This window comes from Bradyrhizobium sp. USDA 376, assembly GCF_054063675.1.
Genome location: NZ_JBSSGN010000001.1, coordinates 5855442 through 5881461, shown reverse-complemented (window position 1 = coordinate 5881461; position 26020 = coordinate 5855442). Strand labels below are relative to the sequence as shown.

Sequence of the window (26020 nt, the reverse complement as noted above, 5' to 3'; positions counted from 1 at the left end):
CCCTACACTTGCTCGATGACGATGCTGTTGATCTCGTTCGCGACGTCATCGAAGCGGTCGGCCACCTTCTCGAGGTGGTCGTAGATCTCGACGCCGACGATGAAATCCATCGCGTTGCCCTCGCGGTGCTTCAGGAACAGCTCCTTCAGCCCGATGTCGTGGAGATCGTCGACCCGGCCCTCGAGCTTGGTCAGCTCTTCCGTGATCGCGGTCAGCATGGCGACGTTCGGGCCGATCGACTGCATCAGCGGCAGCGCGCGACCGACCAGATTGGCGCATTCGATCAGAAGTGCGCCGATCTCCCGCATCGGCGGCTCGAAAGCGCGGACCTCGAACAGCATCACGGCCTTGGCCGTCTGCTGCATCTGGTCGATGGCATCGTCCATCGAGGTGATGAGGTTCTTGATGTCGCCGCGATCGAACGGGGTGATGAAGGTGCGGCGCACCGCCGTCAGCACCTCGCGGGTGATGTTGTCGGCATCGTTCTCGAACTGGTTGACGCGCTGGCAATAGACCGGCGTCTCCTCGCCCCCGTTGAGCATGCCCTGGAGCGCGATCGCGCCCTGGATCACGGTCTGGGCATGGCGGTCGAACAGGTCGAAGAACCGCTCTTCCTTGGGCAGGAACGCACGAAACCATCGCATCATGGGGAAGGCTACCGGTTGGAAAATGGCCCGGCCCGAGCGGGCCGTCACAAAACTGTCATAGACCATTTTCGATCCGCACGCGTGTCATCTCACGCCTGCGGAACCGGTTCATCCACCGCTTTCAGGCGGCGGACAACCCCAAGTTAAATCAATGACTTAGAGTGAACGCCGGAAGTAATGCGCGATTTCGCCGATGACGCCGCGGCGGAAGGTGAGCACGCAGATCACGAAGATCGCGCCCTGGATCACCGTCACCCACTGGCCGAAGCTCGCCAGATATTGCTGCATGGCGATGATCACGAAGGCGCCGACCACGGGGCCGAAGATGGTGCCGAGGCCGCCGACCAGCGTCATCAGCACGACCTCGCCCGACATCGACCAATGCACGTCGGTGAGCGAGGCATTCTGCGCCACGAACACTTTCAGCGCTCCGGCGAAGCCCGCCAGCGTGCCGGACAGGACGAAGGCCAGGAACTTGTACTGGTCGGTCCGATAGCCCAGCGAGATGGCGCGCGGCTCGTTCTCGCGGATCGACTTCAGGACCTCACCGAACGGCGAATTGATGATGCGGAAGATCAACAGGAAGCCGGCGAGGAAGCCGACCAGCACGACGTAGTACAGAACCGTCGGCTTGGAGAGATCGAGGACGCCGAACATGCGTCCCTGCGGGATGCCCTGGATGCCGTCCTCGCCATGGGTGAACGGCGCCTGGAGGTAGATGAAATACAGCAGCTGAGACAGCGCCAGCGTGATCATCGAGAAATAGATGCCCTGGCGGCGGATCGAGATGTAGCCGGTCACAATCGAGAGCGCGAAAGCCGCGGCGACGCCGACGAGGATGCCGAGCTCCGGCGGCAGCCCCCACACCTTCAGCGCATGCGCGCTGCAATAGCCGGCTGTCCCCAAGAACATCGCGTGGCCGAACGACAACAGGCCGCCATAGCCGATCAGAAGATTGAAGGCGCAGGCGAGCAGCGCAAAGCACAGCGCCTGCATCACGAAGAACGGATAGACCCCGGTGAATGGCACCGCCGCCAGCAGCAGCGCCATCACCACGAATACGATCATCTCGTCGCGCATCGCACGCGGGGTCGCAGGCAGCGTATCGTCCGTCAGGGTTGTCATATCAGGCCGCCCTTCCCGTCAATCCCGTTGGCTTCACCAGCAGCACCAGCACCATCAGCACGAACACGACGGTGTTGGAGGCCTCGGGGTAGAAATACTTGGTCAGGCCCTCGATCACACCGAGCGCGAAGCCAGTGATGATGGAGCCCATGATCGATCCCATGCCGCCGATCACCACCACGGCGAACACGACGATGATGAGGTCGGCGCCCATCAGCGGGCGCACCTGGTTGATCGGCGCCGAGAGCACGCCGGCGAGCGCCGCAAGGCCGACGCCGAGTCCGTAGGTCAGCGTGATCATGCGCGGCACGTTGATGCCGAAGGCGCGGACCAGCGTCGGGTTTTCGGTGGCAGCGCGCAGGTAAGCGCCGAGCTGCGTCTTCTCGATCAGGAACCAGGTGGCAAGACAGACCACCAGCGAGAACACGACGACCCAGCCGCGATAGATCGGCAGGAACATGAAGCCGAGATTCATGCCGCCCCTGAGCTGATCCGGAATGGCGTAAGGCAGGCCGGAGGAGCCGAAATAGTTCTGGAACAGGCCCTGCACGATCAGCGCGATGCCGAAGGTCAAGAGCAGGCCGTAGAGATGGTCGAGCCCGGTCAGCCATTGCAGCATGGTCCGTTCCAGGATCATGCCGAAGATGCCGACGATGATCGGCGCCAGCAGCAACGCCCACCAATAATTGATGCCGCCGAGGTTCAGCAGGAAATAGGCGACGAAGGCGCCCATCATGTAGAGCGCGCCATGGGCGAAGTTGATGATGTTGAGCATGCCGAAGATCACGGCAAGCCCGAGACTGAGCAGCGCGTAGAACGAGCCGTTGATCAGTCCCACCAGTAGCTGTGCGTAGAGAGCCTGCATCGGGATTAGCTTCCGCCACCAAAATGAAAGCCCGCCGGCGGCACGGCCGCCCGGCGGGCCACGAGAGTTACTTCTTCACCAGCGGACAGGCGCTCTCGGAGAGCGGCCGGAACGCCTGGTCCGCGGGGACGGTGCCCACCAGCTTGTAGTAGTCCCACGGCCCCTTCGATTCCGAGGGCTTCTTGACCTCGAACAGGTAGGCCGGGTGAATCTTGCGGCCATCGACCCGGATGCTGCCCTGACCGAACAGCGGATCGTCGGTCGGCATCGACTTCATCTTCTCGACCGCCTTGGCGCCGTCATGCGGATTGCCGCCCATCGCCTCCAGCGCCTTGAAGTAATGGATCAGTCCCGAATAGACACCGGCCTGCACCATCGAAGGCATCGCCTTGTTCTTCATGCGCTCCGAAAAGCGCTTGGAGAAGGCCCGCGTTCCGTCGTTGAGATCCCAATAGAAGGTTTCGGTGAAATTGAGCCCCTGCGCCACGTTCAAGCCGAGCGAGTGAACGTCGGTGATGAACAACAGCAGCCCGGCAAGCTTCTGCCCGCCGGCAACGATGCCGAACTCGGCGGCCTGCTTGATCGAATTGGTGGTATCGCCGCCGGCATTCGCAAGACCGACGATCTTCGCCTTCGATGCCTGTGCCTGCAAAAGGAACGAGGAGAAGTCCGAAGAATTGAGTGGATGCTTGACGCTGCCGAGCACCTTGCCGCCCGACTTTTGCACCACCGCCGCGGTGTCGCGCTCCAGCGCCGCGCCGAACGCATAGTCGGCAGTCAGGAAGAACCAGGAATCGCCGCCAGCCTTCACCAGCGCCTGACCGGTGCTGTTGGCCAGCATGTAGGTGTCATAGACCCAATGGATGGTGTTCGGCGAGCATTGGGCGTTCGTCAGATCCGACGTCGCCGCCCCCGTGTCGATCAGGATCGAATTCTTCTCCTTGACGACATTGTTGACCGCGAGTGCGACACCGGAGTTCAGCACATCCATGAAGATGTCGACCTTCTCGACGTCGATCCATTGGCGCGCGATGGTGGTGGCGATATCGGGCTTGTTCTGATGATCGGCGGAGATCAAGTCGATCTTCCAGCCCTTGGCGGCAAGCCCGGAATCCTCGATCGCCATCTGGGCGGCCAGCGTGGAGCCCGCGCCACCGAGGTCGGAATAGAGACCGGAATTATCGGTCAGCACGCCGACCTTGACGGTCTTGTCCTGTGCCGACGCGCCGCTTGCGACGAATCCCAACGCCACGCCGAGAAGAAGTGCAGAAAAATGCTGTTTCATATTTCCTCCGGGAAATCCTCTATTGAATGGCTCGGGGCGTCAGACACCGAGATAGGTATGCAGCTTGTCCATGTTGGCGGCGAGCTCCGAATTGGAAAACCCGTCGATGATCTTGCCGTGCTCGACCACATAATAGCGATCGGCGACGGTGGACGCGAAGCGGAAGTTCTGCTCGACGAGGAGGATCGTAAAGCCCTCCTTCTTGAGGCGCGCAATGGTATGACCGATCTGCTGGATGATGACGGGCGCAAGGCCCTCGGTCGGCTCGTCCAGCATCAGGAAGCTCGCGCCGGTGCGCAGGATGCGTGCGATCGCGAGCATCTGCTGCTCGCCGCCGGACAGCTTCGTGCCCTGGCTGTTGAGCCGCTCCTTCAGGTTCGGAAACAGATCGAAGATCTGGTCCAGCGGCAGTCCGCCTTCGCGCACCACCGGCGGCAGCATCAGATTCTCGCGGACGTCGAGGCTGGAGAATATCCCCCGCTCTTCCGGGCAGAACGCGATGCCCATCCGCGCGATCTTGTCGGAGGTGGCGCGAATGATCTCCTGGTTGTTGAACTTCACCGAACCGGCACGCTTGCCGATGATGCCCATGATCGACTTCAGCGTGGTGGTCTTGCCGGCGCCGTTACGCCCGAGCAGGGTGACGACCTCGCCCGCATTCACGTCGAAGTTGATCCCGTGCAGGATGTGAGACTCGCCATACCATGCTTCGAGGTTGCGAACCTGGAGGATGTTGCCGCCGGTCGCAGCCTTTGCCGGAGCCTCGGCGATCGCAGTGTCAGGCATGACCGGCTCCCAAGTAAGCTTCCTTGACGCGCTCGTCCTTGGTGAGCTCGCTGTAGTGACCTTGCGCGAGCACCTGCCCGCGCGTCAGCACGGTGATGATGTCGGAGAGATTGGCGACAACGCTCAAATTATGCTCGACCATGAGAATGGTGTATTTCGCGGAGATGCGCTTGATCAGCGCCGCGATCTTGTCGATGTCCTCGTGGCCCATGCCGGCCATCGGCTCGTCCAGCAGCATCATCTCGGGGTCGAGCGCGAGCGTGGTTGCGATCTCCAGCGCGCGCTTGCGCCCGTAGGGCATCTCGACCGCGGGGGTATTGGCAAACTCGCTGAGGCCGACATCGTTCAGCAGCTCGCGCGCGCGATCGTTGAAACGGTTGAGCACCGACTTCGAGCGCCAGAAATCGAAGGAACTGCCGTGCTGGCGCTGAAGCGCGACGCGGACGTTTTCCAGCGCGGTGAGATGCGGAAACACCGCCGAGATCTGGAACGAACGGACAAGTCCCATGCGGGCCACGTCGGCCGGCGCCATCGCGGTGATATCCTGCCCCTTGTACAGGATCTTTCCGGCAGACGGTTTGAGGAACTTGGTCAGAAGATTGAAACACGTCGTCTTGCCGGCGCCGTTCGGGCCGATCAACGCATGAATGCTCCCACGGCGAACCTTGAGCGCAACGTCGCGGACGGCGAAGAAGCCCGCGAACTCCTTGGTCAAGCCTTCCGTTTCAAGAATGAACTCATCGGCCAAACAGATTTCCCCCTGCCCGCGCAACGCGTGGCTGTCCTTGTTGCTTCGGCATTCCGGAGGTCTTGGAGCCCATCCGGAACGCCGCCTCCGGGCGCGGAATATGCCGGAGGTGACGGGGGTTAGGCAAGGCGGAAAGCTGAGCAGATCAGGCCTCCGGCTGGGATACAAATGCTCCCTTAGTCGGAGATGTTTGATGTTGTGCCTGCCCGGCCTCCCGGTTCGCAAAAGCACCGGCCATCAAGCCGTCGTTAACGGTCTTTCGCCCTGCGCGCCAGCCTTCATAGAAAATTTTCCCGCAAGCGGCATCATGCTGCGGGTATATCTGCCGGGAATATTGTTTTGGATTTCGCAAGCGCCGCTCCCTCCGTCGTCAAGTCGATCAGGCAGCGAGATCTGCTGAACACGTGGCTGCGACTTTATGCGCGCCAGCAGATCGCACCGGCGATCTGGGAGTACCAGCCGGCACGGCTCGAGGAAGAGCTGTCCGATCTCATCTATTATACGGTGGACAATTCGGATGCCCTCCCTCGCCTCATCATCCAGAGCGAAGGCACGCGCATCTCGCGCGCCTACGGGCATACCGGCAAGGGCGTGCCGCTCGATGAATATATCGGGCCGCGCCTCGTGCCCCTGGTGATGCCCGTCTACCTTGAATGCGTCGCGCGCGGGCTTCCAGTCTACAGCGTTGCCGACGTCGACGACATCTATGGGCGCGTCGTCGCCTACGAGCGCCTGCTGCTGCCGTTCCTGACCGACGGCAAGGTCTGTCACGTCATCGCCTCGCTCAAGACCTTCTGCGAGGACGGCGGCTTCGAGATCAAGAATCTGATGCGCGGAAATGACGCGCTGCCGCGCCCCAAACTGTGCGCCGTGATCGACCGCAATCTCTTTCATCGCGTTCCAGGCCGCATCGCGGCCGCGGACGTCGTCGAGTTCGCCGATCAGCCTGGCGAGGCCACCGAGATCGTCGAGCTGAACTAGCGCCGACCTACTTGGCCAGACTTACTTGGCTTTGACTTCCTTGGCATAGATGTCGGGCTTGAAGCCGACCAGCAGCTTGCCGCCGATCTCCAGCACCGGCCGCTTGATCATCGACGGCTGCGCCAGCATCAACGCCAGCGCCTTCTTCTCGGTCAGGCCTTCCTTGTCGGAATCGGGGAGCTTCTTGAAGGTCGTGCCGGCGCGATTGAGCAGCGTCTCCCAGCCGACCTTGTCGCTCCACTGCTTGAGCTTGTCCTTCTCGACGCCCGCGGCCTTGTAGTCGTGAAACGCGTACGCCACGCCATGACCGTCGAGCCAGGTGCGCGCCTTCTTCATGGTGTCGCAGTTCTTGATGCCGTAGATGATGTTGGGCAAGACAACTCCTCGCGCATGCGTGATGCTTCGGCAGCGGCGTTGTACGAAACTCCGCTTCGCGCGACAATATTGCAAACGAAGCCCGCTCTGCAAAACGGACACATGATGCACGTCACCCATGATCCCGCGGCGACCGCCTCGCCGACCATCGACTTCAACAGCTTCCTCGCGGTCGATATCCGCGTCGGCACCATCGTCGACGCCAAACCGTTCCCGGAGGCGCGCAAGCCGGCCTGGCGTCTCTGGATCGACTTCGGACCCGCGATCGGCGTGCGCAAGAGTTCGGCGCAGATCACCGAGAACCATCCGCTCGAGACACTGGTGGGACAGCAGGTCGCAGCCGTCGTCAATTTTCCCCCGCGCCAGATCGGGCCTGTCGTCTCGGAGGTGCTGACGCTCGGCTTCCCCGATGCCGACGGCAAGGTCGTCCTGGTACAGCCGAGCAAGCCCGTGCCGAACGGCGGACGGCTGTTCTAGCCGCGCCCGATCACGGACCGCAGCCCGGCGCAGTCGCACCCGCATAATCCTGCCTGCTTCCCGTCTGCTGGCGGCCAGGACTTGACCAAAATCCTCTTTGGCAATAACAATGACTGACCGGTCGTTTTTTATTATTGCAGACTGAGGTACGGCCGCAACCGGCCAACAACTAAAACGATCGGGCTATCAGTTATTTAGGAACTCGGCCGATGCCCAAGATCAGCGACAAGCAGCGCGAAGGCCGGCGGCAGCAGATCCTCGAGGCCGCCCTCGCCTGCTTCGCGGAAGACGGTTTTCACCAGACCGGCATGGCCGACATCGTGAAGCGATCGGGGCTCAGCCACGGCGCAGTCTATCTCTACTTCCAGAGCAAGGACGATCTGATCGAGGCGCTGGCCGACGACCGGCATCGCCGCGAGGCCGTGCTCAACTCGGTCGCGCAAGGGTCCGGCGATCCGATCGAAGGACTGCACGCGCTGGTTCGCGTCTACGCGCAATGGCTCACCGATCCCGCCGGCGAAGCGCGCCGCCGTGTCGGCATCCATGGCTGGGCCGAGGCGCTGCGCAACCGCCGCGTCCGCAGCAGCGTCGTCGAAGGCATCGACATGCCGCGCGCGCTGATCGTGGCGCTGGTCGAGCGCGGCCAGCACGACGGGCTCATCAAGCGCGACCTCGGCGCTGAGGCCATCGCGCGCATGCTGATCGCGATCTTCCAGGGCTTTGTGCTGCAAAAATGCTGGGGCGAGGACTTTGACGTCGCGGCCTGCATGGCGGCCGTCGATGCCGTGATCGATGGCCTGCGCACGCCGAAGGCGGACGTCAAGCGACGGACCAGGACATGAACGATGAGCTGGATCCATGAACTCCTCGCCGGCGCCGGCGTCGGTCTTGTCGCAGGATTGGCATCGGGCTTCACGGGCACGAGTCCGGGTGGCGGCCTCGTCATCTTCTCCGTGCTGTTGCTCGGGGCAGAACAACACGTCGCACAGGGAACATCCCTGATCACGCAGATCCCTCCGACCGGCCTTGCCGGCGCGCGCCGCTACTGGCAGAGCGGCAATCGCAGCCCCTTGCCGTGGATCGTCTGGATCGGCCTCGGATTTCTCATCGGCGGCGCCGGCGGCGGCTATGCCGCGGCGGCGGTGTCCGACGCAGTGCTGCAATGGACCTATGTGGTCTATCTCATCGCACTGATCGCAATGTTGCTTCTGCGTAGCGACCGCAAGGACGCCGGCAGCGAGGCTGGCGCTGAGGACGATCTGCCCCCGCTGCCCCTGCTCCTCATCGGCACGCTGGCCGGATTTTCCTCCGGCTTCATGGGCATCGGCGGCGGGCTCGCAATCACCGTCGGCCTCGCTGCGGGATTGCGCGTGCCGCAGCATCAGGCGCAGCTCGTCAGCCTGATCTTCTCGGTGATCCCGACCAACATTCCGGCCGCCTCGATCTACTGGAGCAAGGGGCTCATGGTTGGATGGCCGGCCATCCTCGGCATTTTGGCCGGCATGTGGATCGGCACCGATCTCGGCGCACGCGCGGCCAACGGCGTCAGCAAATCGGCGCTGCGCCGGGCCATGATCGCCCTCGTCTCGCTGATGGCGCTCTACATGATCTACAAAGCACTGACCTGATCTTACGGCCGCTTCGGAATGTTCAGCCCGCGCTGCACCGCCGGACGCGCAAGCCCCCGCTCGAGCCAGGCACCGACGGACTTGAACTGGCTGAACGCGACCAGCTCGCCGGCGCCGTAGAAGCCGATGAGGTTGCGCACCCAGCCGAGCATGGAGATGTCGGCGATGGTGTAGTCGTCATCCATGAACCATTGCCGGCCGGCAAGATGCGTCTCCATCACGCCGAGCAGCCGCTTCGACTCGCCCACGTAGCGCTCCAGGGGCCGCTTGTCCTCAAAATCCTTGCCGGCGAATTTGTGGAAGAAGCCGACCTGGCCGAACATCGGCCCGATGCCGCCCATCTGGAAGTGCAGCCACTGGATGGTCTGGTAGCGGCGCGCGGCATCCTGCGGCAGCAGCTTGCCGGTCTTCTCCGCGAGATATTGCAGGATCGCACCAGACTCGAACAGCGGCAGCGGCCTGCCGCCGGGACCGTTGGGATCGAGGATTGCCGGGATCTTGCCGTTCGGATTGAGAGAGAGGAATTCAGCCGTCTTCTGATCATCCTTGCCGAAATCGACGAGATGAACTTCGTAGGGAAGCCCGATCTCCTCCAGCATGATCGAGACCTTGACGCCGTTCGGCGTCGGTAGCGAATAGAGCTGCAGCAGTTCGGGATTCTTGGCCGGCCAACGCTTGGTGATGAGAAAGGCGGAGAGATCGGACATCGGGACCTTTGGTGCATGGACTGAGGCGTGCTCAATCTAGGCAAGATGCCGCACCGCGCAAGTCACTATTCGTCCCGGCGAACCCCGCGCTTATCGCGGCAGCGTTGCCATCGCCACGATCGGGGTCATTGCTTCATGCTGCAGTCGATACTCGATGAATCCTTGACCCGTGACCAACAGCAGGGCCGTAAAGGCAATCGCGAGCATCGCGGTCGCCAATTGGCACACGTCGTACATGGTGTTTTGTCCCTCGACAGCCTTTGGTGTAAACGTCGGCTCAAGCGCCACGTTCCGAGGCGGCATGAATATATTGCCATTTTTTCCCGGACTCGCTGCGAAGCCATCGGCTGTTCCGGCGGCCCGCGCAGGGACCAATGGCACCTTCGCGCGTTGTCGCTGCATGAACATCGAGAAGCGCGCCTTGCTCGACCACGCTGAACGCTGTCGCCGCGTCGCGAACGAGCTCGCTCATAGCGAAGCCGCGCAACGGTTGCGAGCGATGGCCGACGCGTACGAAGCGAGAGCAACAAGACTGGACGACGAAGGCGCCTCCTCGACTCCGGGTCGCATGAGTCGCTGCCAACTCGAAGCCGATCGGGAGGGCTGATCGGCCTCAAAAATTGATCTCCATCCGCAATCCGCGCGGATCGATCTCCTCCCCGCCGACACGCTGCGTACTGTAGCGCGCCGCGACCGCGCAGGCGCAGGCGTCGATGAGATCGTCGCGGCCGATGCCCGTGCCGTGACGCAGCGTCAACCATTTCGGCAGACGCGTGAAGCCGCGTTGCTCCAGCAGCGCGATGCGCTGTTCGAGGCCGTGCGCCGACGTCTTCCTCGCGAGACGGACTTGCGCTGCGAGATTCCAGAAGATCAATTCCGGATGCGCTTCGCCGATCACTGCCTGCCGCGCTGGCGTCATGGCTTCGTCGACCTCTCTCATCTTGTCCCTGATGTTCCAGAGCTGCGCCGACACGCCCCTGCCCTTGCCTTCGTGCTCCCAGTAATGGCGATTGGCCGCGGCCATGTCCGGGAACGTCCAGAGGTCGCGGCGCGCGCCGAGAAACACCGCAGGCCCGATGAGTTCGCGCGCACGCAGATCGCAAGCGCGATAGCCGCTCGCCTTCAATCCGATCGGCATGTCGATCATCGCGCGTGCGTGCGGGATCGCGAGCAGGCGCATCAAGTTCGGTGAATAATCGAAGCCATGATCGCCGCGCTCGTCGATCCAGGCTGCGACCCAGCCGAAGCGAAATCCGTCGAGGCCGAGATAGTTTGGCACGTCAGGCATTCGTGTCTTGTCGTCAGTGTCTTGCAATTTACACACGCACCTCGCTTGACATCCGCAAGTTGCAGGCGTATTTCCCGCGGCCTCGCGAACACTCCCGTTCGCGACAAGCACCATGAACCGAGCGATGCTGCACCGCTACGAAAGAATTGCCCGCATATCGAATAGCTCAGAGCTATTCGATGTCGCATGCCCGGCTCATGGGAGCGATCTTGCCTGACCGCAAGATCGAACAGTCCGCTTCTCACGGACCCTCCCGAGCCTGCCGCTCCGGAGGGTTTTTTGTTGCCCGCCGCGCGGACGCGAGGCGCGCCCGGGGCCCCCGAATTCTCTGAAATGATCCGGGCGCGCCGGCTAAGGTGCGCGTAGGATGTGAAGCAGGAACCACGACCATGCGACGATCCGATCCCTACATGGAGCGCGCCCGCGAGCTTTGCCTTGCCGCCGGCGTCGATCCCGATTCGCGCGTCGGCGAAGGACGCGGCCAGCCGGCCTGGTGCTCGTACCGGGATGCCGCGCGCAAGGAGCATCTCGCCCGCGAGGCCAATGCGGCCGCGAGCGAGATCGCGACCCTGCGCCCGCAGGAGGCCCGCTTCCAGAATGCGCCGTTGAAGATCTTCGGCCCGCACGAGGAGGCGACCATCGCGCAGATGCGCAACTGCATGGCGGTCGGCAATGTCGTATCAGGCGTGATCTGCGCCGACGGTCATCTCGGCTACGCCCAGCCGGTCGGCGGGGTCATCGCCTATGAGAAGCAGATCAGCATCTCCGGCGTCGGCTTCGACATCGGCTGCGGCAACATGGCGGCCCGGCTCGACACGCGCTTCGACGACATTGCGGCGATCGTGCCGACGATCATCCGCGACGTCGCCAAGGTGATCTCGTTCGGCGTCGGCCGTGCCAACGCGGAACGGGCCGAGCACGAGCTGTTCGACGACAGCGACGCCTGGCGCGAGAGCGACATGGAGGCCTATCGCCAGAAGGCGGTGAGCCAGCTCGGCACGGTCGGCTCGGGCAACCACTATGTCGACCTCATGCGCGACGAGGAAGGCTTTGTCTGGATCGGCGTCCACTTCGGAAGCCGGGGTCTCGGGCACACTTCCGCGACGCGCTACCTCAAGGCCGCCGGCGGCAAGGACGGAATGAATGTCCCGCCCGCCGTGGTCGACGAGGATTCCGAGCTCGGCCGCCGCTACATCGCGGCGATGCAGCTCGCCGGGCGCTATGCCTATGCGGGCCGCGAGTGGGTGGTCGAACGCGTCCGCCGGATCATCGGCGGCAGCGTGACCGAGAGCGTGCACAACCACCACAACTATGCCTGGCGTGAGACCCACGCGGGCCGCGATCTGTGGGTGGTGCGCAAGGGCGCGACCCCGGCGTTTCCCGGCCAGAAGGGATTCGTCGGCGGCTCGATGGGCGACGACGCCGTCATCCTCGAAGGCGTCGACAGCCCGGAGGCCAAGGCTTCGCTCTATTCGACCGTGCACGGCGCCGGCCGCCTGTTCGGACGGAAGGAGGCGAAGCGGCGCTTCTCGCGCGCGGAGATGGACCGATGGCTGAGCGAGCGCGGCGTCACCTTGATCGGTGCCGACCTCGACGAGAGCCCGATGGCCTATCGCCGCCTGCCGGACGTGCTGGCGCAGCACGCCGGGACCGTGCGGGTGCTGCACACGCTGCGGCCCTTCGCCGTCGCCATGGCCGGCGAAGGCGAGTTCGACCCGTGGAAGGACTGACGCGAAACTGTGGGCGGGAGGCGATGTCTCCCGCCCACAACATCTCATTCTCTTCCTCTGATATTTGATCGTCTCTCATCTCGTCAGATATTCCCGCATCAAGGCGCGGGCGCGATGCAGCCGCGCCTTCGCGATCCGCGCCACCTGATGCAGGCCGCCGATGTCCTTCCTGTAAAATGCCATCGCATCCTCCGAGATGAGCCGAAGCAAAATGCCTCGACCATCAAGGGGGCGCGCCGGCCGGAAAGGATTCGCCGGCGCGGGCGATTTTTTCGTGTCAGCCCCCAACGGCCTGGTAGGCCAGGCGCTTGAATTCGAAGAAGAACGGATTCCAGAAGCCCATGTAGCGCTGGGCCATCAGGACGCCCGCGGTATTGGCCTGTGGGCAGATCCACCAATGGGTGCCGGCAAGCCCGCCCCACTGGAATTCGCCGGTCGAATTCTGGGGATCGAACGGCGTCGGCGCGAAGGTGACGGCACCGCCGAGGCCAAAGCCCTTGCCGGGGATCGGACCGAGATTGGCAAAGCGGATGGTCTGGCCTGCGGGCAGCTGGTTGGTCATCATCTGCCGCAGCGTCTCCGGCTTCAGCAGCGCATCCGATCCCGGCAACAATGCGCGCACCAGCGCGAGCATGTCGGGCAAGGTGGAAACCAAGCCGCCGCCGCCCGACAGCCGCGGGAACGGACGCCGATAGGCTTGCGGAAACGGAAGATTGTCTGCGCGCGTCAGGCCCGGCTTCATCGGATCGAGCACATCAGCGCCATTATAGAGCGCAACCAGCCTGCCCTGCTGCGTCTCGGGCACGGAGAAGCCGGTGTCGGTCATGCCGAGGGGATCGAAGATGCGCGCCTTGAGGAAGGCGTCGAGTGGCTTGCCCGAGACGACCTCCACGATGCGGCCCAGCACGTCGGTCGCCACTGAATATTCCCAGCCCACGCCGGGATGATAGGACAGCGGCAGATCGGCGAGCTTGTCGATCATGTCGGAGAGCGGCGTCAGCGGATTGAGCACGCGCGCCTCGTTGTAGCCTTTGAACAGCACCGTGCCGGGATCGAAGATGCCGTAGCTGAGGCCGGAGGTGTGGGTCAGAAGCTGGCGGATCACGATCGGGCCCTTCGCCGGTTCGATATCGGCCAGGCTGGCCGCGCCCTGCCTCAGGACCTTGCGGTTGCCGAGTTGCGGCAGAAACTTCTCGATCGCGTCGTCGAGCCCGACGCGGCCCTCCTCGACCAACAGCATGATCGCGCAGGTGACGAAGATCTTGGTGTTGGAAAACGCACGGAAGATATGGTCGGGCCGGAGCGCCGTCTTCGCCTCGCGATCGGCGAAGCCGACGCATTGCTGATCGACGACCTCGCGGCCGCGCAGCACTGCCCAGGATACGCCCGGAATGATCTCCTGATCGACGTAGCGCTGCATTGCTGTCCGTGCGGCGGAAAAATCTGTCGTCCTGGCGTCCATGTGTTCCCCCCAATTGTGGTTGGGATCGATATAGCGCGAATTCGGTGGATATGAAGCCCCGCCGAGAAACGCTCATCCCTGCTTCATCAGCGCGGTGACGTGCAGGCGACGTCGGATCCGCATGCCCTGCCGCTGATACAGCGCGATCGCAGACGTATTGTTCGAAAACACGTGCAGGAATGGAATTTCGCCGCGCGCCTCGATCCGGCGCGCGACCGCAGCGAGCAGCGCCTGTGCATAGCCGCGCCCGCGATAGTCCGGATGCACGCAGACCGCCGTCATCTCGACGAACTTTCCCGGCTTCATCCGCTCACCCGTCATCGCGACCAATTCGCCGCCGGCGCGGATGCCGAGGAAGGTGCCGAGCTCGTGAGTTCGCAGCGCGAATGGACCGGGCTTCGTCAGCTCCGTCAACGCCATCATGGCAGGAACGTCGGCGGGCCCGAGCACGACAATCTCGGCGTCGCGAAGCGGACTGTCGGCGGGCGAGCCGATCATCTGTTCGCCGGTGTCGGCGAGCACGACCTTGAAGCCCGCGGGAATCTCGACCGGCTCCGGCGTGAACAACGCGGCGACCTGCGTGCCCGACAGCAAATCACCGAGCGCGGCAAAGCTTGCCGCGGACATGTCGACCATGTCGGCAAAGGGCGTCATGTCCACGGGGTAGCGCAGCGCTTGCGGGCCGCCCTCGGCCAGATGCTTCTGGCTCGTCGTCAGCGCGCTCCAGATCGGGCGATCCAGCAGCGCCACATCGCTATCGGACACCGGCCTAATCCTTGTCGAAGCTGACGATGACGGCGGCATTGGCGATGAGGATGGGGTCGTTGGCGACTTCCGTGGCCGAGGGAATCTCCAGCCCGCCCTTGACCGCAGTCACGGTCACGGTGCCGTAAGGCAGCTCCTTCGCAACAGCTTCCTTGTCCACCGCCTCAGGGTTGGGCACCCCGATCGTGACATCGACGAACATGTCGTTCGCGGTCTTGCCGATCATCCGGAAGAAGCCGAGGCTCGAATGCCGGATGGCATCCGACACCGCGCGCTTCGCCGCCTTGGTGGAGTCCCTGCCGTGAACGTCGACGCCCATGCCCATCTCGGTGACACAACGAACGCGAGTCATTTCATAGTCCTGTGGTTGGTTGAGTGATTGTGAGTGTCGGCGATCGGGACGCGCGGCACAAGTGCGGTTGCTGCTCTCGTGTCCCGGACGCGCTGCAACGCTTTGGCGTTGCTGCGCAGAGCCGGGACCCAGGAGGCGATAGAGCGCGCAGATGCGTGGGCCCCGGCTCTGCAGCGCACCGCTGAAGGAGCGCGGCGCTGCGTCCGGAGCACGAGACCGCCGTTTTCACGCCTTCGATTTTTCGTGCGCGCGCAGCTCGTCGACGAGCACCCGCACGTTCTCGGAGTAGTCGATCGGAATCGACACCAAATGGACGCCCCCTTCCTTGAACGCCGCCTCGAGCGTCGGGCCAAAGCTGTCGATGCTCGCGATGCGGTGACCCTTGGCGCCATAGGCCTTGGCGTACAGCGCAAAATCCGGATTGCCAAAGGTCATGCCGTAATCGGCAAAGTGATCGACGGCCTGCTTCCAGCGGATCATGCCGTAGGCGTTGTCTTCCAGCACCAGCACGACCAGGTTGAGCTTGAGGCGGACCGCAGTCTCCATCTCCTGGCTGTTCATCATGAACCCGCCGTCGCCGGCAACCGCGAGCACGCGGCGGTCGGGATAGAGCATCGCGGCCATCATTGCCGACGGCAGGCCTGCGCCCATCGTCGCCAGCGCGTTGTCGAGCAGCAGCGTGTTGGCAACGCGGGTCCGGTAGTTGCGCGCGAACCAGATCTTGTACATGCCGTTGTCGAGCGCGACGATGCCGTTCTCCGGGATCACCTGGCGGATGTCGTGCACGATGCGCTGCGGCGTCGGCGGCCAGCGCGCCTCGGTGGCGCGGTCGGCAATGTGGCTGAGAATTCCTTCGCGCAGCGGCAACAGCGCAGCCGCCTGCGGCAGCTTGCCTTCGAGGCTATCGGCGAGCAGCTCCAGGCTCGGGCCGACATCGCCCACGACCTCGGCGTCCGGGAAATAGACCTGCTCGACGCTGGCCGAAGTGTAGCTGACGTGAATGACCTTCGGCCCCGACGGCCCCATGATGAAGGGCGGCTTCTCGATCGGATCGTGACCGATCGCCACGATCAGGTCGGCGGCGTCGATGGCATCGTGGACATAGTCGCGCTCGGACAGCGCGGCGGTCCCCATGTAGAGATTGGTGCCGCCGGGCACGGTGCCCTTGCCCATCTGCGTGGTGAAGAAGGGAATGCCGGTGCGCCGCACGAAGCTCGCGATGCCGTGCGTCGAGCGCGGCCGGCTCGTTGCCGCACCCATCATCACCAGCGGTCGCTTCGCTGCCAGGATCATCTCGGCGGCGCGGTCGAGCGCAGCGCGATGGGCGACCGGGATCTCGATCGGATGGATCGGAATCACGGGGACGGCGGGCACCTCGTCGCCCGCGATGTCCTCGGGCAGTTCGAGATGCACCGGGCCCGGCCGCTCCTCCATCGCGACGCGGAAGGCATCGCGCACCACGGTCGGAATAGAGGAGGCGCTGACGATCTGCCGCGACAGTTTTGTGAGCGGCTTCATGGTCGCGACCACGTCCACGATCTGGAAGCGCGCCTGCCGGCTGCTCATGATCGCCTTCTGGCCGGTGATCAGGATCATCGGCATCGCGCCGAGATGCGCGTAGGCCGCACCGGTAGACAGGTTGAGCGCGCCGGGACCAAGTGTGGAGAGACATACGCCCGGCTTGCCGGTCAGCCGTCCGTGCGTCGCCGCCATGAAAGCGGCGGCCTGCTCGTGGCGGGTCAGGACCAGCTCGATGCGGGAGTTGCGCAGCGATTCGACGAGATCGAGATTCTCCTCGCCGGGAACGCCAAAAATACGATCGACGCCTTCGTTCTCCAGGGCCGCAACAAACAGGTCCGATCCCTTCACTTTGCGTTCCTGCCCGCTCATGTCGCCTCCCGGTCGTTGTGTGCCCTGTGTCAGGGAACGATCGTATCGTAGCCGTCCATAGCTGCGGCACAACTCACAAAGAGGCGTGCGACGGCTTCAACATTTTTCCGCAGCGGCACGCCCCCTCACAGCTTCGCCTCGGCAAAGATGCCCGATATCCAATCGAGGAAGACGCGCAGGCGCAGCGCGAGCTGGCGGTTTTGTGGAAAGAGCGCCGAGAGTGGCGTCGGCGACGGCGGATAGTCGGCGAGCACCTCGATTAGCGCACCGCTGGCGAGATCATCGGCGAAGCGATAACGGGGCGCCTGCGCGAGGCCGAAGCCGAGCCGGGCGAGATCGGCCATGGTATCGGAATTGTTGACGCGCACGCGGCTCGGCAGCACGACGTGACGCAGCGCGCCGGCGACGGAAAATTCCAGCGGCAGCACATCGCCGGTGCGTGAGGAGACGAAGGCCACCATCTGGTGGCCGTCGAGTGCATCCGGCGCCGCGGGCATGCCGTGCCTGGCGAGATAGGCCGGGCTCGCCACCGTGATCTCGGCAATGGTGCCGAGCCGGCGCAGGATCATGCCGCTGTCCTCGGGCTCGCCCGACCGGATCACGCAGTCGATGCCCTCGCGCACGAGATCGACCAGCCGGTCGCCCTGCCCGATCTGCAGATCGAGCTCGGGATAGCGCGCCAGAAATGCCGGCAGATGCGGCAGGATGAAGGTGCGGGTCAGCAAGGGATGCGCATCGATGCGGAGCAGGCCGCGCGGCCGCGCATCGCGCATCGCGGTTTCCGCTTCCTCGACCTCGGCCAGGATGGCGACGCAGCGGCGGTAATAGTCCTCGCCGTCGAGCGTCGGAGTGACATGGCGCGTCGTTCGTTCGAGCAGCCGTGCACCCAGATGCGCCTCGAGACTGCGCAAGACCTCGCTCGCTGTCGAGCGGGGAATGCCGATGTCGGCTGCCGCGGCCGTAAAGCTCCGCCGTTCGACGAGGCGGACGAACAGGCGCATGGCGTCAAAGCGGTCCATGGCGGATTGTTCACCACAGCCGACAAGTGATGGCAAGTCCAGGGCGATTATCCGGCCACAGCGAGCAGGTATTCCTCGGCCCAACACCATCGAGGAGACCCGCCATGACCAACCAATCTCATCGCGCCGCCATCGTGACCGGTGGCTCCCGCGGCATCGGCGCAGCGATCGCCCGCCGGCTTGCCCGGGACGGGATCGCCGTCGCGATCAACTATGCCAGCGGCCGCGACGCTGCCGACGCGCTTGTGGCCGAGATCGAATCCGCCGGCGAGCGCGCCATCGCCGTGCAGGCCGATCTTGCCGATCCGGCAACGCCCGCGCGGTTATTCGATGCGGCCGAGCGCGCCTTCGGCGGCGTCGACATCCTCGTCAACAATGCCGGCGTGATGGAGCTTGGTCCGCTCGCGCAGGTGACCGACGAAGCCTTCGCGCGGCAGATCTCGATCAACCTCGACAGCGTGTTCCGGTCTCTGCGCGAAGCGGCGCGTCGGCTGCGCGACGGCGGCCGCATCGTCAGCTTCTCGTCCAGCGTCGTCGGCCTCTATCAGCCCGGTTATGGCGTGTACGCTGCAACGAAGGCCGCGGTCGAAGCCATGACCCACATCCTCGCCAAGGAGCTCGGCAGCCGCCGCATCACCGTCAACGCGGTCGCGCCGGGGCCGGTCGAGACGCGGCTGTTCCTCGAGGGCAAGAGCGAGCAGCAGGTGCGCGCCATTGCCGCCATGAACCCCTTCGGCCGCCTCGGCCAGCCCGACGACATCGCAGGCGTGGTCGCCTTCCTCACGGGGAGCGACGGCGGCTGGGTCAACGGCCAAATCATCCGCGCCAATGGCGGCGTGATCTGACGCGAAGTCTTACAGGAGAGAGCCACCATGCCGTTCGCCAACATCAAGATTCCGCAGGCCGCGCTGTCGCGCGCCCAGAAGGCGGAGATCGTGCATAACCTCACGGCGCTGTTCGTCCATTATTTTGGCGAAGCAGCACGGCTGCACACGATGGTGTTGATCGAGGAAGTCCCCGATGGCGGCTATGGCCGTGCCGACGAGGTGTTCATCGTTCCCGACGCTTATCGCGCCAGCGATTCCGTCATGCCAGCTTCAGGCTGAGCTCGGTGCCGCGCTTCACTTCCCGAGGATTTCCGCGGCGGCGCGATCGAGGATCGCGGCGATGCGGCGCGCCTCGGCGGAGTCGCTGTCGTGCTTGGAGCGCAGCGCGCGCTTGAGATTGTGGCGTGCGCGGTGCAGCTCGTCCGAGGCGCCACCGTCGAGATCGCTGACGCCAGCAAAGGCCTCGCGCACCTCGTCCATGCGGCGTCCGATCCGCGACAACGCCTGCAGGATCGCATCGGCGGTCGCGCGATTCTCGGCCAGGTGCGCCTCGCCCTGCGGCGTGATGCTGTAGAGCTTGCGGCCGCCGTCCTGCTGGACGCTGCTGTGGCCGACCTCTTCGAGATAGGTCAGCGCCGGATAGATCACGCCGGGGCTCGGCGTATAGAAGCCGTCGGAACGCTCCTCGATGATCTTGATCAGCTCATAGCCATGGGCCGGGTTTTCGGCGAGCAGCGCCAGGATCACCAGCTGGAGATCCTGCGACGACAGCCGCCGCGATCCGGGGAAATCGTCGCCGCCGCGCCCGAAGAAGCCGTGCCCGCTGCGGCCGAAGCGATGCCGCCCGCCGCCGTGCCGGCCCATGGCGAAATGGGCGAAATGCCCGAAATGGAAGTCTTTGTGGTCTCGTCCGTGGCGCATATCGTAAGTCCTTTTGTAAAACATATCTTACGATATAGTTTGCGATAGTCCAGGCGCAACCCACAACTCTGTGATTGGGGCCACGGCGCCCCGGTCCCTTGCTCGGGACCGGTCCGGCGCCAGCGGTTACTCGGCGGCTTCGCTATGGGGCACGCCCTGCTCGACCTCGAGCTGCAGGATGTCGTTGAAGCGGTTGAAGGCACCGCAGAGCGCGATGCGCCAGGTCAGCTCGACAATCTGCGCTTCCGAGAAGTGCGCGCGGAGGCGGGCAAATATCTCGTCGCGAGTCTTGTTCCAGTTGTTGGTGACGGCAATGGAATATTCGACCACGAGCTTGTCGAGTTCATCGAGCTCGGGATGATCCTTGTAGTCCACGAGGCGCGCAGCGCCCTGCTCCGACACGCCCTGCACCGCCAGTTTCGGCGCGTGATGGGAGACGCAATAGTCGCATTTGTTGAGCAATGAGACCGTGACCAGCGCGAGCTCGAGATGGCGCTTCGAAACATTTCCTTCTTCGGCGAGATCGACCAGCAGCGACCACATGTGCTTGAAGATCGGCAGCCGGTGCGCCATGACACCCGCCTGGTTCTCGAACGCGCCGTAGCTCGTCATCTTGTCCCACAGCGGCCGCAAGGCTTCCGGCAGGTCGTCCCTGGTCTTGATCGAAACACGCGACATGGCAATTGATCCCCGGTTGGAACGCGCATGCTGCCACAAAGATTTGGCCTGCGCCTCGGAAGCGATCGCATGACACCCAAGACATTCGAAGCACGCTGCCTGCGCCTGCCCGCCGTCACCAAGGTGGTGCAGTGGGAGGGCACCTCCGTATTCAAGGTCGGCGGCAAGATGTTCGCGCTCGGCGGCGGCTTTGCCGCGGGCTCCGGCGGCTACATGTTCAAGGTCTCGGACATGGCCTATGGGATGCTGATCGAGCACGGCCTGGCACGGCCCGCACCGTATCTCGCCCGCGCCAAATGGGTGCAGCTCGTCAGCAACAACGCGCTGCCGGATGCCGAGCTCACGGCCTATCTGGTGCAGGCCCATGCGATGATCGCGGCAAGGCTGACGCGCAAGGCCCGCAAGGCGCTGGGGCTCGCCCCGCCGGCATGACCATCCCCGCGCTCGCGGCGATGCTGAACCTTCATTCTTCCTGTCTCAGAAGTCGACGGCAACCTCGCCGAAATCCGCAAGGCCCGCGCGGGCACTGCTCCCCGCTTCTGCGAAGACCATGCCGGTGCACGAACCGGTTGTGACGATCTGTCCCGGCAACAGAGGCACACCTCTGTCCGCACAATGGCGAATGAGCCAGCGTAGCAGACGCCAGATGTCGCCTGCGGGATTGCCTCCAACAGTTTGACGGCGGATGTCGCCGATGGATAGGTCCGCCTCAACGCCCTTCAGATCGATGGAAGCAGGGCTGACTGTCGAGGCTGCTCCGATGAGCAACGCACCGTGGCTCTGCAAATCGGCAAGCTGGGCCAGGGCGGCGCTGTTCGTCCAATCCTCGAGGCGCGTCTCGACCACTTCGATGGCGGGATAGACGGCATCGAACGCACGTGCCAGTTCACGATCGGGCAACGCGGCGTCGTCAGCCGTGAGCCGTCGCCCGACCCGCAGCGCGACTTCCACTTCGACACCGCGCAGGCGGAATTCCGGGCCGAGCCGCGCACCGGAGGCAAGCAGGCCGGACGCAGGCAACGGCGCGCAGACGGGCTCGGCATCCGCGCCCGACGCACCGACCTTCCAGCCGCCGGACGGACCGATTCGGGCAAGCGTGGCATCCTGGATGGCGTAGGCGCCGGCACGATCCGAAGGGAGAATGTCGCGCCACGCCACCGGCCGCCCGCTGCTTCTCGCTGCGATCAACCGGTCTGCCGCTTCACTCGCATTGGTCACGCTGTCCTCCCATACAGTGGTCCGGCCTCGGCAACGGGCGTGCCGCGGCGGAAACTCCCGACTTGTGTGTCTCGATGCGCTAGTCGTCGGCCTTGGTCGCACGCAGCAGATTGTCGCGCAATCTGCTCACCGTCTTCTGTACCACCGGAAACTCGTCGCCGAGGCCGGTCGCCTCGATCAGGGACCCGCCGAGATCCTGCTCGATCAGCTTGCGCCCCGCCGGCGTCAGGCTCAGGCGCACCTGCCGCTCGTCGGCGGGATCGCGCTGGCGCTTGATCAGCCCCATCTGCTCGAGCTTCTTCAGGATCGGCGTCAGCGTGTTAGATTCCAGGAACAGCTTCTCGCCCAGTGTGCTGACGGTCTGTTCGTCCTCGTCCGACAGCGCCACCAGGGCGATGTACTGGGTGTAGGTCAGGCCGACCTTGTCCAACAGGGGCTTATAGGCCCGGCCGAAGGCGAGATTGGCCGAATAGACCGCAAAGCAGAGGAAATTCGACAATTTCCGGTCTTTGCCGGCGGTCTTGGGGGAACGGGCCACGGGAACCTCCGCAATTCGTGATCTGTGGATCGATATAAATCGCATCCGATTAAATCGGAAGGGCTTGATCCGTGGGCGCAACGGGTTTATTTCAACGCGCATACGATTAGATCGGATACGATCAATAATTCAACCGAAGGATACGACCATGACCTCCGCTGCAAAGGTTCTCTTCACTGGCAAGACTCACGTCACCTCGGGCGCCGACGGCGCCGCGCACTCCAGCGACGGCTATCTGAACGTCAAGCTGGCCCAGCCGCACCCGGCCGCCGAAAACCTGTTCGCCGCCGCCTGGTCGGCCTGCTATCTCGGCGCGCTCGGCCTCGCCGCCGCGCAGCGCAAGATCAAGCTGCCGAGCGAGCCGTCGGTCGACACCGCGATCGACCTGAACAACGCCGGCGGCGCCTTTTTCCTGCGCGCCCGTCTCGACGTCAGCGTCCCCGGCGTCGATCGCGCGGTCGCGCAGGAACTGATCGAGGCCGCTCATGGCATCTGCCCCTACTCCAAGGCGGTGCACGGCAACATCGAGGTGACCACCACCCTCGTCTGAAACCGCACGACGCGGACCGGCCGGCATCGGCCGGGCCCGCGCGGCGCGGACAATCTAGCTCACCACAAGGAGCCGACCATGAGCCATCGTCATCTGCGAACCTTGCGCATGCTGTCGAGCGCAGTCCTGCTCGCGGCAAACCTGTTCACACTGCCGGCCGCGGCGGCGCAAGCCGGCATCACCCGCGCCGACCTCCAGCGCCACGATCTCAGCGCGCCGGGGCGCGAGGCCGTGCAGGTGCGCGTGGACCTTGCTCCCGGCGTCGCGTTCGGCCGGCACACCCATCCAGGCGAAGAGATCATCTACGTGCTGGCGGGCGCCATCCAATACGACGTCGAGGGCAAGCCGCCGGTGACGCTGAAGGCCGGCGACGTGCTGTTCATCCCTGCCGGCACGGTGCATGCGGCGAAGAATGTCGGCGTTGAGATCGCCAGCGAGCTTGCGACCTATATCGTCGCCAAGGACAAGCCGCTGCTGACGCTGGCGAAGTGAGGCCGGCAACGAACGGCACAAGAGCTATGCTCGACAAGGCATCGCGCGGCCGCTCGTATCGCGTCGCGGCGTAGCGGCTGGACGTCGCTGCTTCCGCCTGTGGCGTGATCAGCTAAGCCGTCCCTCCGCGCAAGGTTCTGGCCAGTTCGGACAGCAGGTCGCCCAATCGGCTGGCGGTCTCCTGGGAAGGGAGCGGAATCCTGAGACTTTGTGAACCGTTGACGGGATCGCGCTCGAGCCAGGGGTGAGCAGCAGAACCGGAGCCATTCGCTGCGGCAATGGCACCGATGAGCTGAGTCCCCATCTGAACCAACGTTTGCCACGGATCGGACGACACATCGCGCGATCCCATCGTGGCTTCTCCGGCTTGTACGAGCGCGGCTTCTCCCGCGCGATCGCCCAAGGATCCGGCATCGCTGGCGCTTTCGACGGGACCGGCCTCCTCTGCCACCGTGACGGCTTCGCCGCTCCCCATGCCGCCGGTTACGCTCGCCACATCCTTCATGAAGCGATTCAGGCGTGAACCGCCCAGCGAAACCTCGTTGCTGCCTCCGTCGAGAATGCCTTCCGACAGCGAGCGCTTGAATGCCAGCACCGACAGCATGCCTTCCTCGATGGTCCCCTTCGCAACGAAATTGACGATCTGAACCGGGCGCGCCTGGCCGATGCGATGGACGCGCGCGATGCGCTGCTCGAGGACGGCCGGGTTCCATGGCAGGTCCATGTTGACCAGTGTCGACGCGTGCTGGAGATTGAGACCGGTACTGCCGGCGTCCGTCGAAAGGAAGACGCGACAGGTTGGGTCGTCCCGGAAGCGCTGGACCAGTTCCGGCCGCTTCTCGGACGGTACGCCACCATGAAAGCTGACATAGCCGATCCCGCGCGCCTGGAGACGGCGGATCACGACGTCGTGGGTGCGCGTCCACTGTGAAAACACCACGGCCTTGGCGTCTGGCGCGGTCAACAGTTGATCAAGCAGTGCAGCAAGTTCGTCTGCCTTTACACCGTGGTCGCTCTCCTGGTCCAGCAGATAGGTGCTGTTGCAGGACATCCGCATGCTCTGGAGCGCGCAGGTCAGCCGGCGCTGATCCTTGTCAGAGAGAAATTTGATCTTGCGCCAGCGCTGCACGATCTTGGCCACAGTGTCCGCATTTTCTCGATGCAGGTTCATCTGTGGCTCAGTCATCGGTACCAGCACATTCTGGTCGGTGCGGCTCGGCAGTTGCCGCAGCACCTCCGATTTCCGGCGGCGGATCATGACGGGCGCCAGGGTCTCGCCGATCCTGTCCAGTGCCCGATAGCCCGTGACGCGGCCGCCCTCGTCCTTGACCTGATGGTCATGCAGGAGTTTCCAGGTCGGGCCCAGACGATGTTGATCGACGAACTGGACGATGGAGATCAGTTCTTCGAGCTTGTTCTCCAGCGGCGTTCCCGTGAGCACGATTGCGTATGGGCTGTCGATGCGCTTCAGGGCTCGCGCGGCGATCGTATTCCAGTTCTTGACGCGCTGGGCCTCATCGACGATGACCAATTCCGGTGACCAGCCGGCGATCAATTCGAGATCGGGCTGGAGCTTTTCGTAGTTCGTGATCTTGCAGAAATCATCGAGCGCGTAGTCGTTCTGGCGCTGCGCGCGACCACCATCGATGACGCGCGCCCCTCGCTTGTCCCGCCGCCCCGTAAATCGGGCCATTTCGCTTTGCCATTGATATTTGAGCGAGGTCGGACAAATCACCAGAACCCGCGATAGGCCGAAATGATGGGCCAGGATCTCCGTCGCTGCGATCGCTTGAATGGTCTTGCCCAGACCCATGTCATCCCCGATCAGCGCACGGCCCGTGCGCACGGCGAACAACGCGCCTTCGGCCTGATAGGGATAGAGCGGCACCTTCAGCAACCGATGCAACTTCGGGTCAGCCGCGCCACGCGGAAACACCCGGGCGAGTTTCTCTGCCCGGCGGTCGGCATCCCGGCGGCCCGCGACGAAATCGAGCGCATCGTCGTAGGCGCGCAGCTCATGTCCGCTCTTCGATGCCAGGCCGACGAAATCGTCGAGCTCGCCCAGACGGTCTTCCGGCAGGAGGCCGTCGCGGTCCTGATCGAACAGCCGGGCGGCTGCTTCCCTCAGTTTCGTCGGACAATCGGTTCCGGCACGGAAATGTAGGCTACGCAGACCCTGATTGCGCAAGTAGAGCTCGGAAAACGGCGGCTGGTAGCCTCGGGCGAACGCCGCTTTGGCGCCGCGCTTCTTTTCCAGTTGAGCAAGCACAAACTCGAGATGCTTGCAGGTCCCAAGCTCGTTGGTGGCATAGTCCGGACATGAGCAGAAATTACCGCCGGGTCCAAGGCTGCGTATCGCCACACGATAACTCGATTTCGAGGCCGGATTGGTGACGTTGAACTCCGAGAAGAACGGATCGGCGCCCAAATTCTCGAAGTGAAAGGATTGCTCACGGCCGAACTGGCGGCGTAGCGCACGTTGCCACTCGACAGGCGACAAATCCGTCGGCGGGTGCGCGCGAGACAGCTTGGCCGGTTTGCGTTGCGCGCTGCGGGCTGGAACAGATGTCATTTGCTGGCTTTCGCGATGGCGGGCGATTGGCGCGGCATACTAACGTTTGCGCAATCGCGGCATAACGGGCCTCAGATCGAAATCCACTGCTATC

At 64.0% G+C, this 26020-nt stretch carries 30 protein-coding genes; 10 read left to right on the top strand and 20 right to left on the bottom strand.

Annotated features, from left to right (window positions below; translation table 11 throughout):
• Positions 1 to 2 precede the first annotated feature (2 nt).
• The 6 genes from ACVJ19_RS27160 to ACVJ19_RS27135 all read right to left on the bottom strand — a co-directional run bounded on the left by ACVJ19_RS27160 (position 3) and on the right by ACVJ19_RS27135 (position 5456).
• Complete coding sequence (locus tag ACVJ19_RS27160) at positions 3 to 647, bottom strand: DUF47 domain-containing protein (RefSeq protein WP_453952259.1); 645 nt, start codon at positions 645 to 647, stop codon at positions 3 to 5.
• 156 nt (positions 648 to 803) lie between these two features.
• Positions 804 to 1772: a branched-chain amino acid ABC transporter permease gene (locus tag ACVJ19_RS27155; protein WP_453952257.1), complete on the bottom strand. Its 969-nt coding sequence runs from the start codon at positions 1770 to 1772 to the stop codon at positions 804 to 806.
• Between the two features lies 1 nt (position 1773).
• A complete protein-coding gene (locus ACVJ19_RS27150; protein WP_453952256.1) occupies positions 1774 to 2637 on the bottom strand; it encodes a branched-chain amino acid ABC transporter permease in 864 nt (287 codons plus the stop codon).
• 67 nt (positions 2638 to 2704) lie between these two features.
• Positions 2705 to 3922 carry an ABC transporter substrate-binding protein gene (locus tag ACVJ19_RS27145; protein ID WP_453952254.1) on the bottom strand — a complete coding sequence of 406 codons (1218 nt, stop codon included), beginning with the start codon at positions 3920 to 3922 and terminating at the stop codon, positions 2705 to 2707.
• Positions 3923 to 3961: 39 nt separating this feature from the next.
• On the bottom strand, positions 3962 to 4708 hold the full coding sequence (locus ACVJ19_RS27140) for an ABC transporter ATP-binding protein (RefSeq protein ID WP_453952252.1): 747 nt from the start codon (positions 4706 to 4708) through the stop codon (positions 3962 to 3964).
• Positions 4701 to 5456, bottom strand: coding sequence for an ABC transporter ATP-binding protein (locus tag ACVJ19_RS27135; protein ID WP_008551999.1), 756 nt, complete (start codon positions 5454 to 5456; stop codon positions 4701 to 4703). Before ACVJ19_RS27135 ends, ACVJ19_RS27140 begins: the two co-directional genes overlap by 8 nt.
• Before the next feature lie 339 nt (positions 5457 to 5795).
• On the opposite strand from ACVJ19_RS27135, the gene ACVJ19_RS27130 reads away from it, so the two are divergent.
• Positions 5796 to 6437, top strand: a complete 642-nt coding sequence (locus ACVJ19_RS27130; RefSeq protein ID WP_453952249.1) for a hypothetical protein — start codon at positions 5796 to 5798, stop codon at positions 6435 to 6437.
• Between the two features lie 21 nt (positions 6438 to 6458).
• Here the strand turns inward: ACVJ19_RS27130 and ACVJ19_RS27125 are convergent, their stop codons facing one another.
• A complete protein-coding gene (locus ACVJ19_RS27125) occupies positions 6459 to 6812 on the bottom strand; it encodes an ArsC family reductase (protein ID WP_453952248.1) in 354 nt (117 codons plus the stop codon).
• A 105-nt stretch (positions 6813 to 6917) separates the two neighbouring features.
• On the opposite strand from ACVJ19_RS27125, the gene ACVJ19_RS27120 reads away from it, so the two are divergent.
• From ACVJ19_RS27120 to ACVJ19_RS27110, 3 genes are all read left to right on the top strand, one after another.
• A complete protein-coding gene (locus ACVJ19_RS27120; RefSeq protein ID WP_453955218.1) occupies positions 6918 to 7289 on the top strand; it encodes a tRNA-binding protein in 372 nt (123 codons plus the stop codon).
• Positions 7290 to 7498: 209 nt separating this feature from the next.
• Entirely contained in the window at positions 7499 to 8131 is a 633-nt protein-coding gene (locus ACVJ19_RS27115) for a TetR/AcrR family transcriptional regulator (protein WP_453952247.1), read from the top strand.
• Positions 8132 to 8134: 3 nt separating this feature from the next.
• Entirely contained in the window at positions 8135 to 8917 is a 783-nt protein-coding gene (locus ACVJ19_RS27110) for a sulfite exporter TauE/SafE family protein (protein ID WP_453952246.1), read from the top strand.
• Between the two features lie 2 nt (positions 8918 to 8919).
• On the opposite strand, the gene ACVJ19_RS27105 is transcribed toward ACVJ19_RS27110, so the two are convergent.
• The 3 genes from ACVJ19_RS27105 to ACVJ19_RS27095 form a co-directional block, all read right to left on the bottom strand.
• Positions 8920 to 9624, bottom strand: coding sequence for a glutathione S-transferase family protein (locus ACVJ19_RS27105; protein ID WP_453952244.1), 705 nt, complete (start codon positions 9622 to 9624; stop codon positions 8920 to 8922).
• Positions 9625 to 9714: 90 nt separating this feature from the next.
• The gene (locus ACVJ19_RS27100; protein ID WP_453952242.1) at positions 9715 to 10032 is read right to left on the bottom strand and encodes a hypothetical protein; all 318 of its coding nucleotides are present in this window, start codon (positions 10030 to 10032) and stop codon (positions 9715 to 9717) included.
• Positions 10033 to 10237: 205 nt separating this feature from the next.
• The gene (locus tag ACVJ19_RS27095; RefSeq protein ID WP_453955217.1) at positions 10238 to 10903 is read right to left on the bottom strand and encodes a DUF429 domain-containing protein; all 666 of its coding nucleotides are present in this window, start codon (positions 10901 to 10903) and stop codon (positions 10238 to 10240) included.
• A 398-nt stretch (positions 10904 to 11301) separates the two neighbouring features.
• Between ACVJ19_RS27095 and ACVJ19_RS27090 the strand changes: the two genes are divergently transcribed.
• The gene (locus tag ACVJ19_RS27090; RefSeq protein ID WP_453952240.1) at positions 11302 to 12642 is read left to right on the top strand and encodes an RtcB family protein; all 1341 of its coding nucleotides are present in this window, start codon (positions 11302 to 11304) and stop codon (positions 12640 to 12642) included.
• 277 nt (positions 12643 to 12919) lie between these two features.
• Here ACVJ19_RS27090 and ACVJ19_RS27085 read toward each other — a convergent pair whose 3' ends face one another.
• The 5 genes from ACVJ19_RS27085 to ACVJ19_RS27065 all read right to left on the bottom strand — a co-directional run bounded on the left by ACVJ19_RS27085 (position 12920) and on the right by ACVJ19_RS27065 (position 18130).
• Positions 12920 to 14104: a serine hydrolase domain-containing protein gene (locus ACVJ19_RS27085; RefSeq protein ID WP_453952238.1), complete on the bottom strand. Its 1185-nt coding sequence runs from the start codon at positions 14102 to 14104 to the stop codon at positions 12920 to 12922.
• 72 nt (positions 14105 to 14176) lie between these two features.
• Positions 14177 to 14869 carry a GNAT family N-acetyltransferase gene (locus tag ACVJ19_RS27080; protein WP_453952237.1) on the bottom strand — a complete coding sequence of 231 codons (693 nt, stop codon included), beginning with the start codon at positions 14867 to 14869 and terminating at the stop codon, positions 14177 to 14179.
• A 4-nt stretch (positions 14870 to 14873) separates the two neighbouring features.
• Positions 14874 to 15221 (bottom strand): Lin0512 family protein, encoded by a 348-nt coding sequence (locus ACVJ19_RS27075; protein ID WP_453952234.1) that lies wholly within the window; start codon positions 15219 to 15221, stop codon positions 14874 to 14876.
• Between the two features lie 225 nt (positions 15222 to 15446).
• Positions 15447 to 17111 carry an acetolactate synthase large subunit gene (locus ACVJ19_RS27070; RefSeq protein ID WP_453952232.1) on the bottom strand — a complete coding sequence of 555 codons (1665 nt, stop codon included), beginning with the start codon at positions 17109 to 17111 and terminating at the stop codon, positions 15447 to 15449.
• A 125-nt stretch (positions 17112 to 17236) separates the two neighbouring features.
• Complete coding sequence (locus ACVJ19_RS27065; protein ID WP_453952231.1) at positions 17237 to 18130, bottom strand: LysR family transcriptional regulator; 894 nt, start codon at positions 18128 to 18130, stop codon at positions 17237 to 17239.
• 104 nt (positions 18131 to 18234) lie between these two features.
• On the opposite strand from ACVJ19_RS27065, the gene ACVJ19_RS27060 reads away from it, so the two are divergent.
• Both ACVJ19_RS27060 and ACVJ19_RS27055 read left to right on the top strand, forming a co-directional pair.
• On the top strand, positions 18235 to 18975 hold the full coding sequence (locus tag ACVJ19_RS27060) for an SDR family oxidoreductase (RefSeq protein ID WP_453952229.1): 741 nt from the start codon (positions 18235 to 18237) through the stop codon (positions 18973 to 18975).
• A gap of 27 nt (positions 18976 to 19002) precedes the next feature.
• A complete protein-coding gene (locus ACVJ19_RS27055) occupies positions 19003 to 19236 on the top strand; it encodes a tautomerase family protein (RefSeq protein WP_453952228.1) in 234 nt (77 codons plus the stop codon).
• A 15-nt stretch (positions 19237 to 19251) separates the two neighbouring features.
• On the opposite strand, the gene ACVJ19_RS27050 is transcribed toward ACVJ19_RS27055, so the two are convergent.
• Positions 19252 to 19878, bottom strand: coding sequence for a PadR family transcriptional regulator (locus ACVJ19_RS27050; RefSeq protein ID WP_453952225.1), 627 nt, complete (start codon positions 19876 to 19878; stop codon positions 19252 to 19254).
• 126 nt (positions 19879 to 20004) lie between these two features.
• On the bottom strand, positions 20005 to 20556 hold the full coding sequence (locus ACVJ19_RS27045; RefSeq protein ID WP_453952223.1) for a carboxymuconolactone decarboxylase family protein: 552 nt from the start codon (positions 20554 to 20556) through the stop codon (positions 20005 to 20007).
• Between the two features lie 69 nt (positions 20557 to 20625).
• On the opposite strand from ACVJ19_RS27045, the gene ACVJ19_RS27040 reads away from it, so the two are divergent.
• The gene (locus ACVJ19_RS27040; RefSeq protein ID WP_453952221.1) at positions 20626 to 20988 is read left to right on the top strand and encodes an MmcQ/YjbR family DNA-binding protein; all 363 of its coding nucleotides are present in this window, start codon (positions 20626 to 20628) and stop codon (positions 20986 to 20988) included.
• 45 nt (positions 20989 to 21033) lie between these two features.
• Here the strand turns inward: ACVJ19_RS27040 and ACVJ19_RS27035 are convergent, their stop codons facing one another.
• Both ACVJ19_RS27035 and ACVJ19_RS27030 read right to left on the bottom strand, forming a co-directional pair.
• Positions 21034 to 21774 carry a 2-keto-4-pentenoate hydratase gene (locus ACVJ19_RS27035; RefSeq protein WP_453952220.1) on the bottom strand — a complete coding sequence of 247 codons (741 nt, stop codon included), beginning with the start codon at positions 21772 to 21774 and terminating at the stop codon, positions 21034 to 21036.
• Positions 21775 to 21853: 79 nt separating this feature from the next.
• Positions 21854 to 22312: a MarR family winged helix-turn-helix transcriptional regulator gene (locus ACVJ19_RS27030; protein WP_453952219.1), complete on the bottom strand. Its 459-nt coding sequence runs from the start codon at positions 22310 to 22312 to the stop codon at positions 21854 to 21856.
• 148 nt (positions 22313 to 22460) lie between these two features.
• Between ACVJ19_RS27030 and ACVJ19_RS27025 the strand changes: the two genes are divergently transcribed.
• Together ACVJ19_RS27025 and ACVJ19_RS27020 are read left to right on the top strand one after the other, a co-directional pair.
• Positions 22461 to 22862, top strand: coding sequence for an Ohr family peroxiredoxin (locus ACVJ19_RS27025; RefSeq protein ID WP_453952217.1), 402 nt, complete (start codon positions 22461 to 22463; stop codon positions 22860 to 22862).
• Positions 22863 to 22940: 78 nt separating this feature from the next.
• On the top strand, positions 22941 to 23354 hold the full coding sequence (locus ACVJ19_RS27020) for a cupin domain-containing protein (protein ID WP_453952215.1): 414 nt from the start codon (positions 22941 to 22943) through the stop codon (positions 23352 to 23354).
• 112 nt (positions 23355 to 23466) lie between these two features.
• Here ACVJ19_RS27020 and ACVJ19_RS27015 read toward each other — a convergent pair whose 3' ends face one another.
• Positions 23467 to 25926 (bottom strand): DEAD/DEAH box helicase, encoded by a 2460-nt coding sequence (locus ACVJ19_RS27015; protein WP_453952213.1) that lies wholly within the window; start codon positions 25924 to 25926, stop codon positions 23467 to 23469.
• Positions 25927 to 26020: the final 94 nt, after the last annotated feature.

Bases quoted from the DNA above. Each gene is read 5' to 3' on its own strand.
- ACVJ19_RS27160 (WP_453952259.1), bottom strand. From the start codon at position 647: ATGATGCGATGGTTTCGTGCGTTCCTGCCCAAGGAAGAGCGGTTCTTC.
- ACVJ19_RS27155 (WP_453952257.1), bottom strand. From the start codon at position 1,772: ATGACAACCCTGACGGACGATACGCTGCCTGCGACCCCGCGTGCGATG.
- ACVJ19_RS27150 (WP_453952256.1), bottom strand. From the start codon at position 2,637: ATGCAGGCTCTCTACGCACAGCTACTGGTGGGACTGATCAACGGCTCG.
- ACVJ19_RS27145 (WP_453952254.1), bottom strand. From the start codon at position 3,922: ATGAAACAGCATTTTTCTGCACTTCTTCTCGGCGTGGCGTTGGGATTC.
- ACVJ19_RS27140 (WP_453952252.1), bottom strand. From the start codon at position 4,708: ATGCCTGACACTGCGATCGCCGAGGCTCCGGCAAAGGCTGCGACCGGC.
- ACVJ19_RS27120 (WP_453955218.1), top strand. From the start codon at position 6,918: ATGCACGTCACCCATGATCCCGCGGCGACCGCCTCGCCGACCATCGAC.
- ACVJ19_RS27115 (WP_453952247.1), top strand. From the start codon at position 7,499: ATGCCCAAGATCAGCGACAAGCAGCGCGAAGGCCGGCGGCAGCAGATC.
- ACVJ19_RS27110 (WP_453952246.1), top strand. From the start codon at position 8,135: ATGAGCTGGATCCATGAACTCCTCGCCGGCGCCGGCGTCGGTCTTGTC.
- ACVJ19_RS27105 (WP_453952244.1), bottom strand. From the start codon at position 9,624: ATGTCCGATCTCTCCGCCTTTCTCATCACCAAGCGTTGGCCGGCCAAG.
- ACVJ19_RS27100 (WP_453952242.1), bottom strand. From the start codon at position 10,032: ATGTTCATGCAGCGACAACGCGCGAAGGTGCCATTGGTCCCTGCGCGG.
- ACVJ19_RS27090 (WP_453952240.1), top strand. From the start codon at position 11,302: ATGCGACGATCCGATCCCTACATGGAGCGCGCCCGCGAGCTTTGCCTT.
- ACVJ19_RS27085 (WP_453952238.1), bottom strand. From the start codon at position 14,104: ATGGACGCCAGGACGACAGATTTTTCCGCCGCACGGACAGCAATGCAG.
- ACVJ19_RS27075 (WP_453952234.1), bottom strand. From the start codon at position 15,221: ATGACTCGCGTTCGTTGTGTCACCGAGATGGGCATGGGCGTCGACGTT.
- ACVJ19_RS27070 (WP_453952232.1), bottom strand. From the start codon at position 17,111: ATGAGCGGGCAGGAACGCAAAGTGAAGGGATCGGACCTGTTTGTTGCG.
- ACVJ19_RS27065 (WP_453952231.1), bottom strand. From the start codon at position 18,130: ATGGACCGCTTTGACGCCATGCGCCTGTTCGTCCGCCTCGTCGAACGG.
- ACVJ19_RS27060 (WP_453952229.1), top strand. From the start codon at position 18,235: ATGACCAACCAATCTCATCGCGCCGCCATCGTGACCGGTGGCTCCCGC.
- ACVJ19_RS27055 (WP_453952228.1), top strand. From the start codon at position 19,003: ATGCCGTTCGCCAACATCAAGATTCCGCAGGCCGCGCTGTCGCGCGCC.
- ACVJ19_RS27050 (WP_453952225.1), bottom strand. From the start codon at position 19,878: ATGCGCCACGGACGAGACCACAAAGACTTCCATTTCGGGCATTTCGCC.
- ACVJ19_RS27045 (WP_453952223.1), bottom strand. From the start codon at position 20,556: ATGTCGCGTGTTTCGATCAAGACCAGGGACGACCTGCCGGAAGCCTTG.
- ACVJ19_RS27040 (WP_453952221.1), top strand. From the start codon at position 20,626: ATGACACCCAAGACATTCGAAGCACGCTGCCTGCGCCTGCCCGCCGTC.
- ACVJ19_RS27025 (WP_453952217.1), top strand. From the start codon at position 22,461: ATGACCTCCGCTGCAAAGGTTCTCTTCACTGGCAAGACTCACGTCACC.
- ACVJ19_RS27020 (WP_453952215.1), top strand. From the start codon at position 22,941: ATGAGCCATCGTCATCTGCGAACCTTGCGCATGCTGTCGAGCGCAGTC.
- ACVJ19_RS27015 (WP_453952213.1), bottom strand. From the start codon at position 25,926: ATGACATCTGTTCCAGCCCGCAGCGCGCAACGCAAACCGGCCAAGCTG.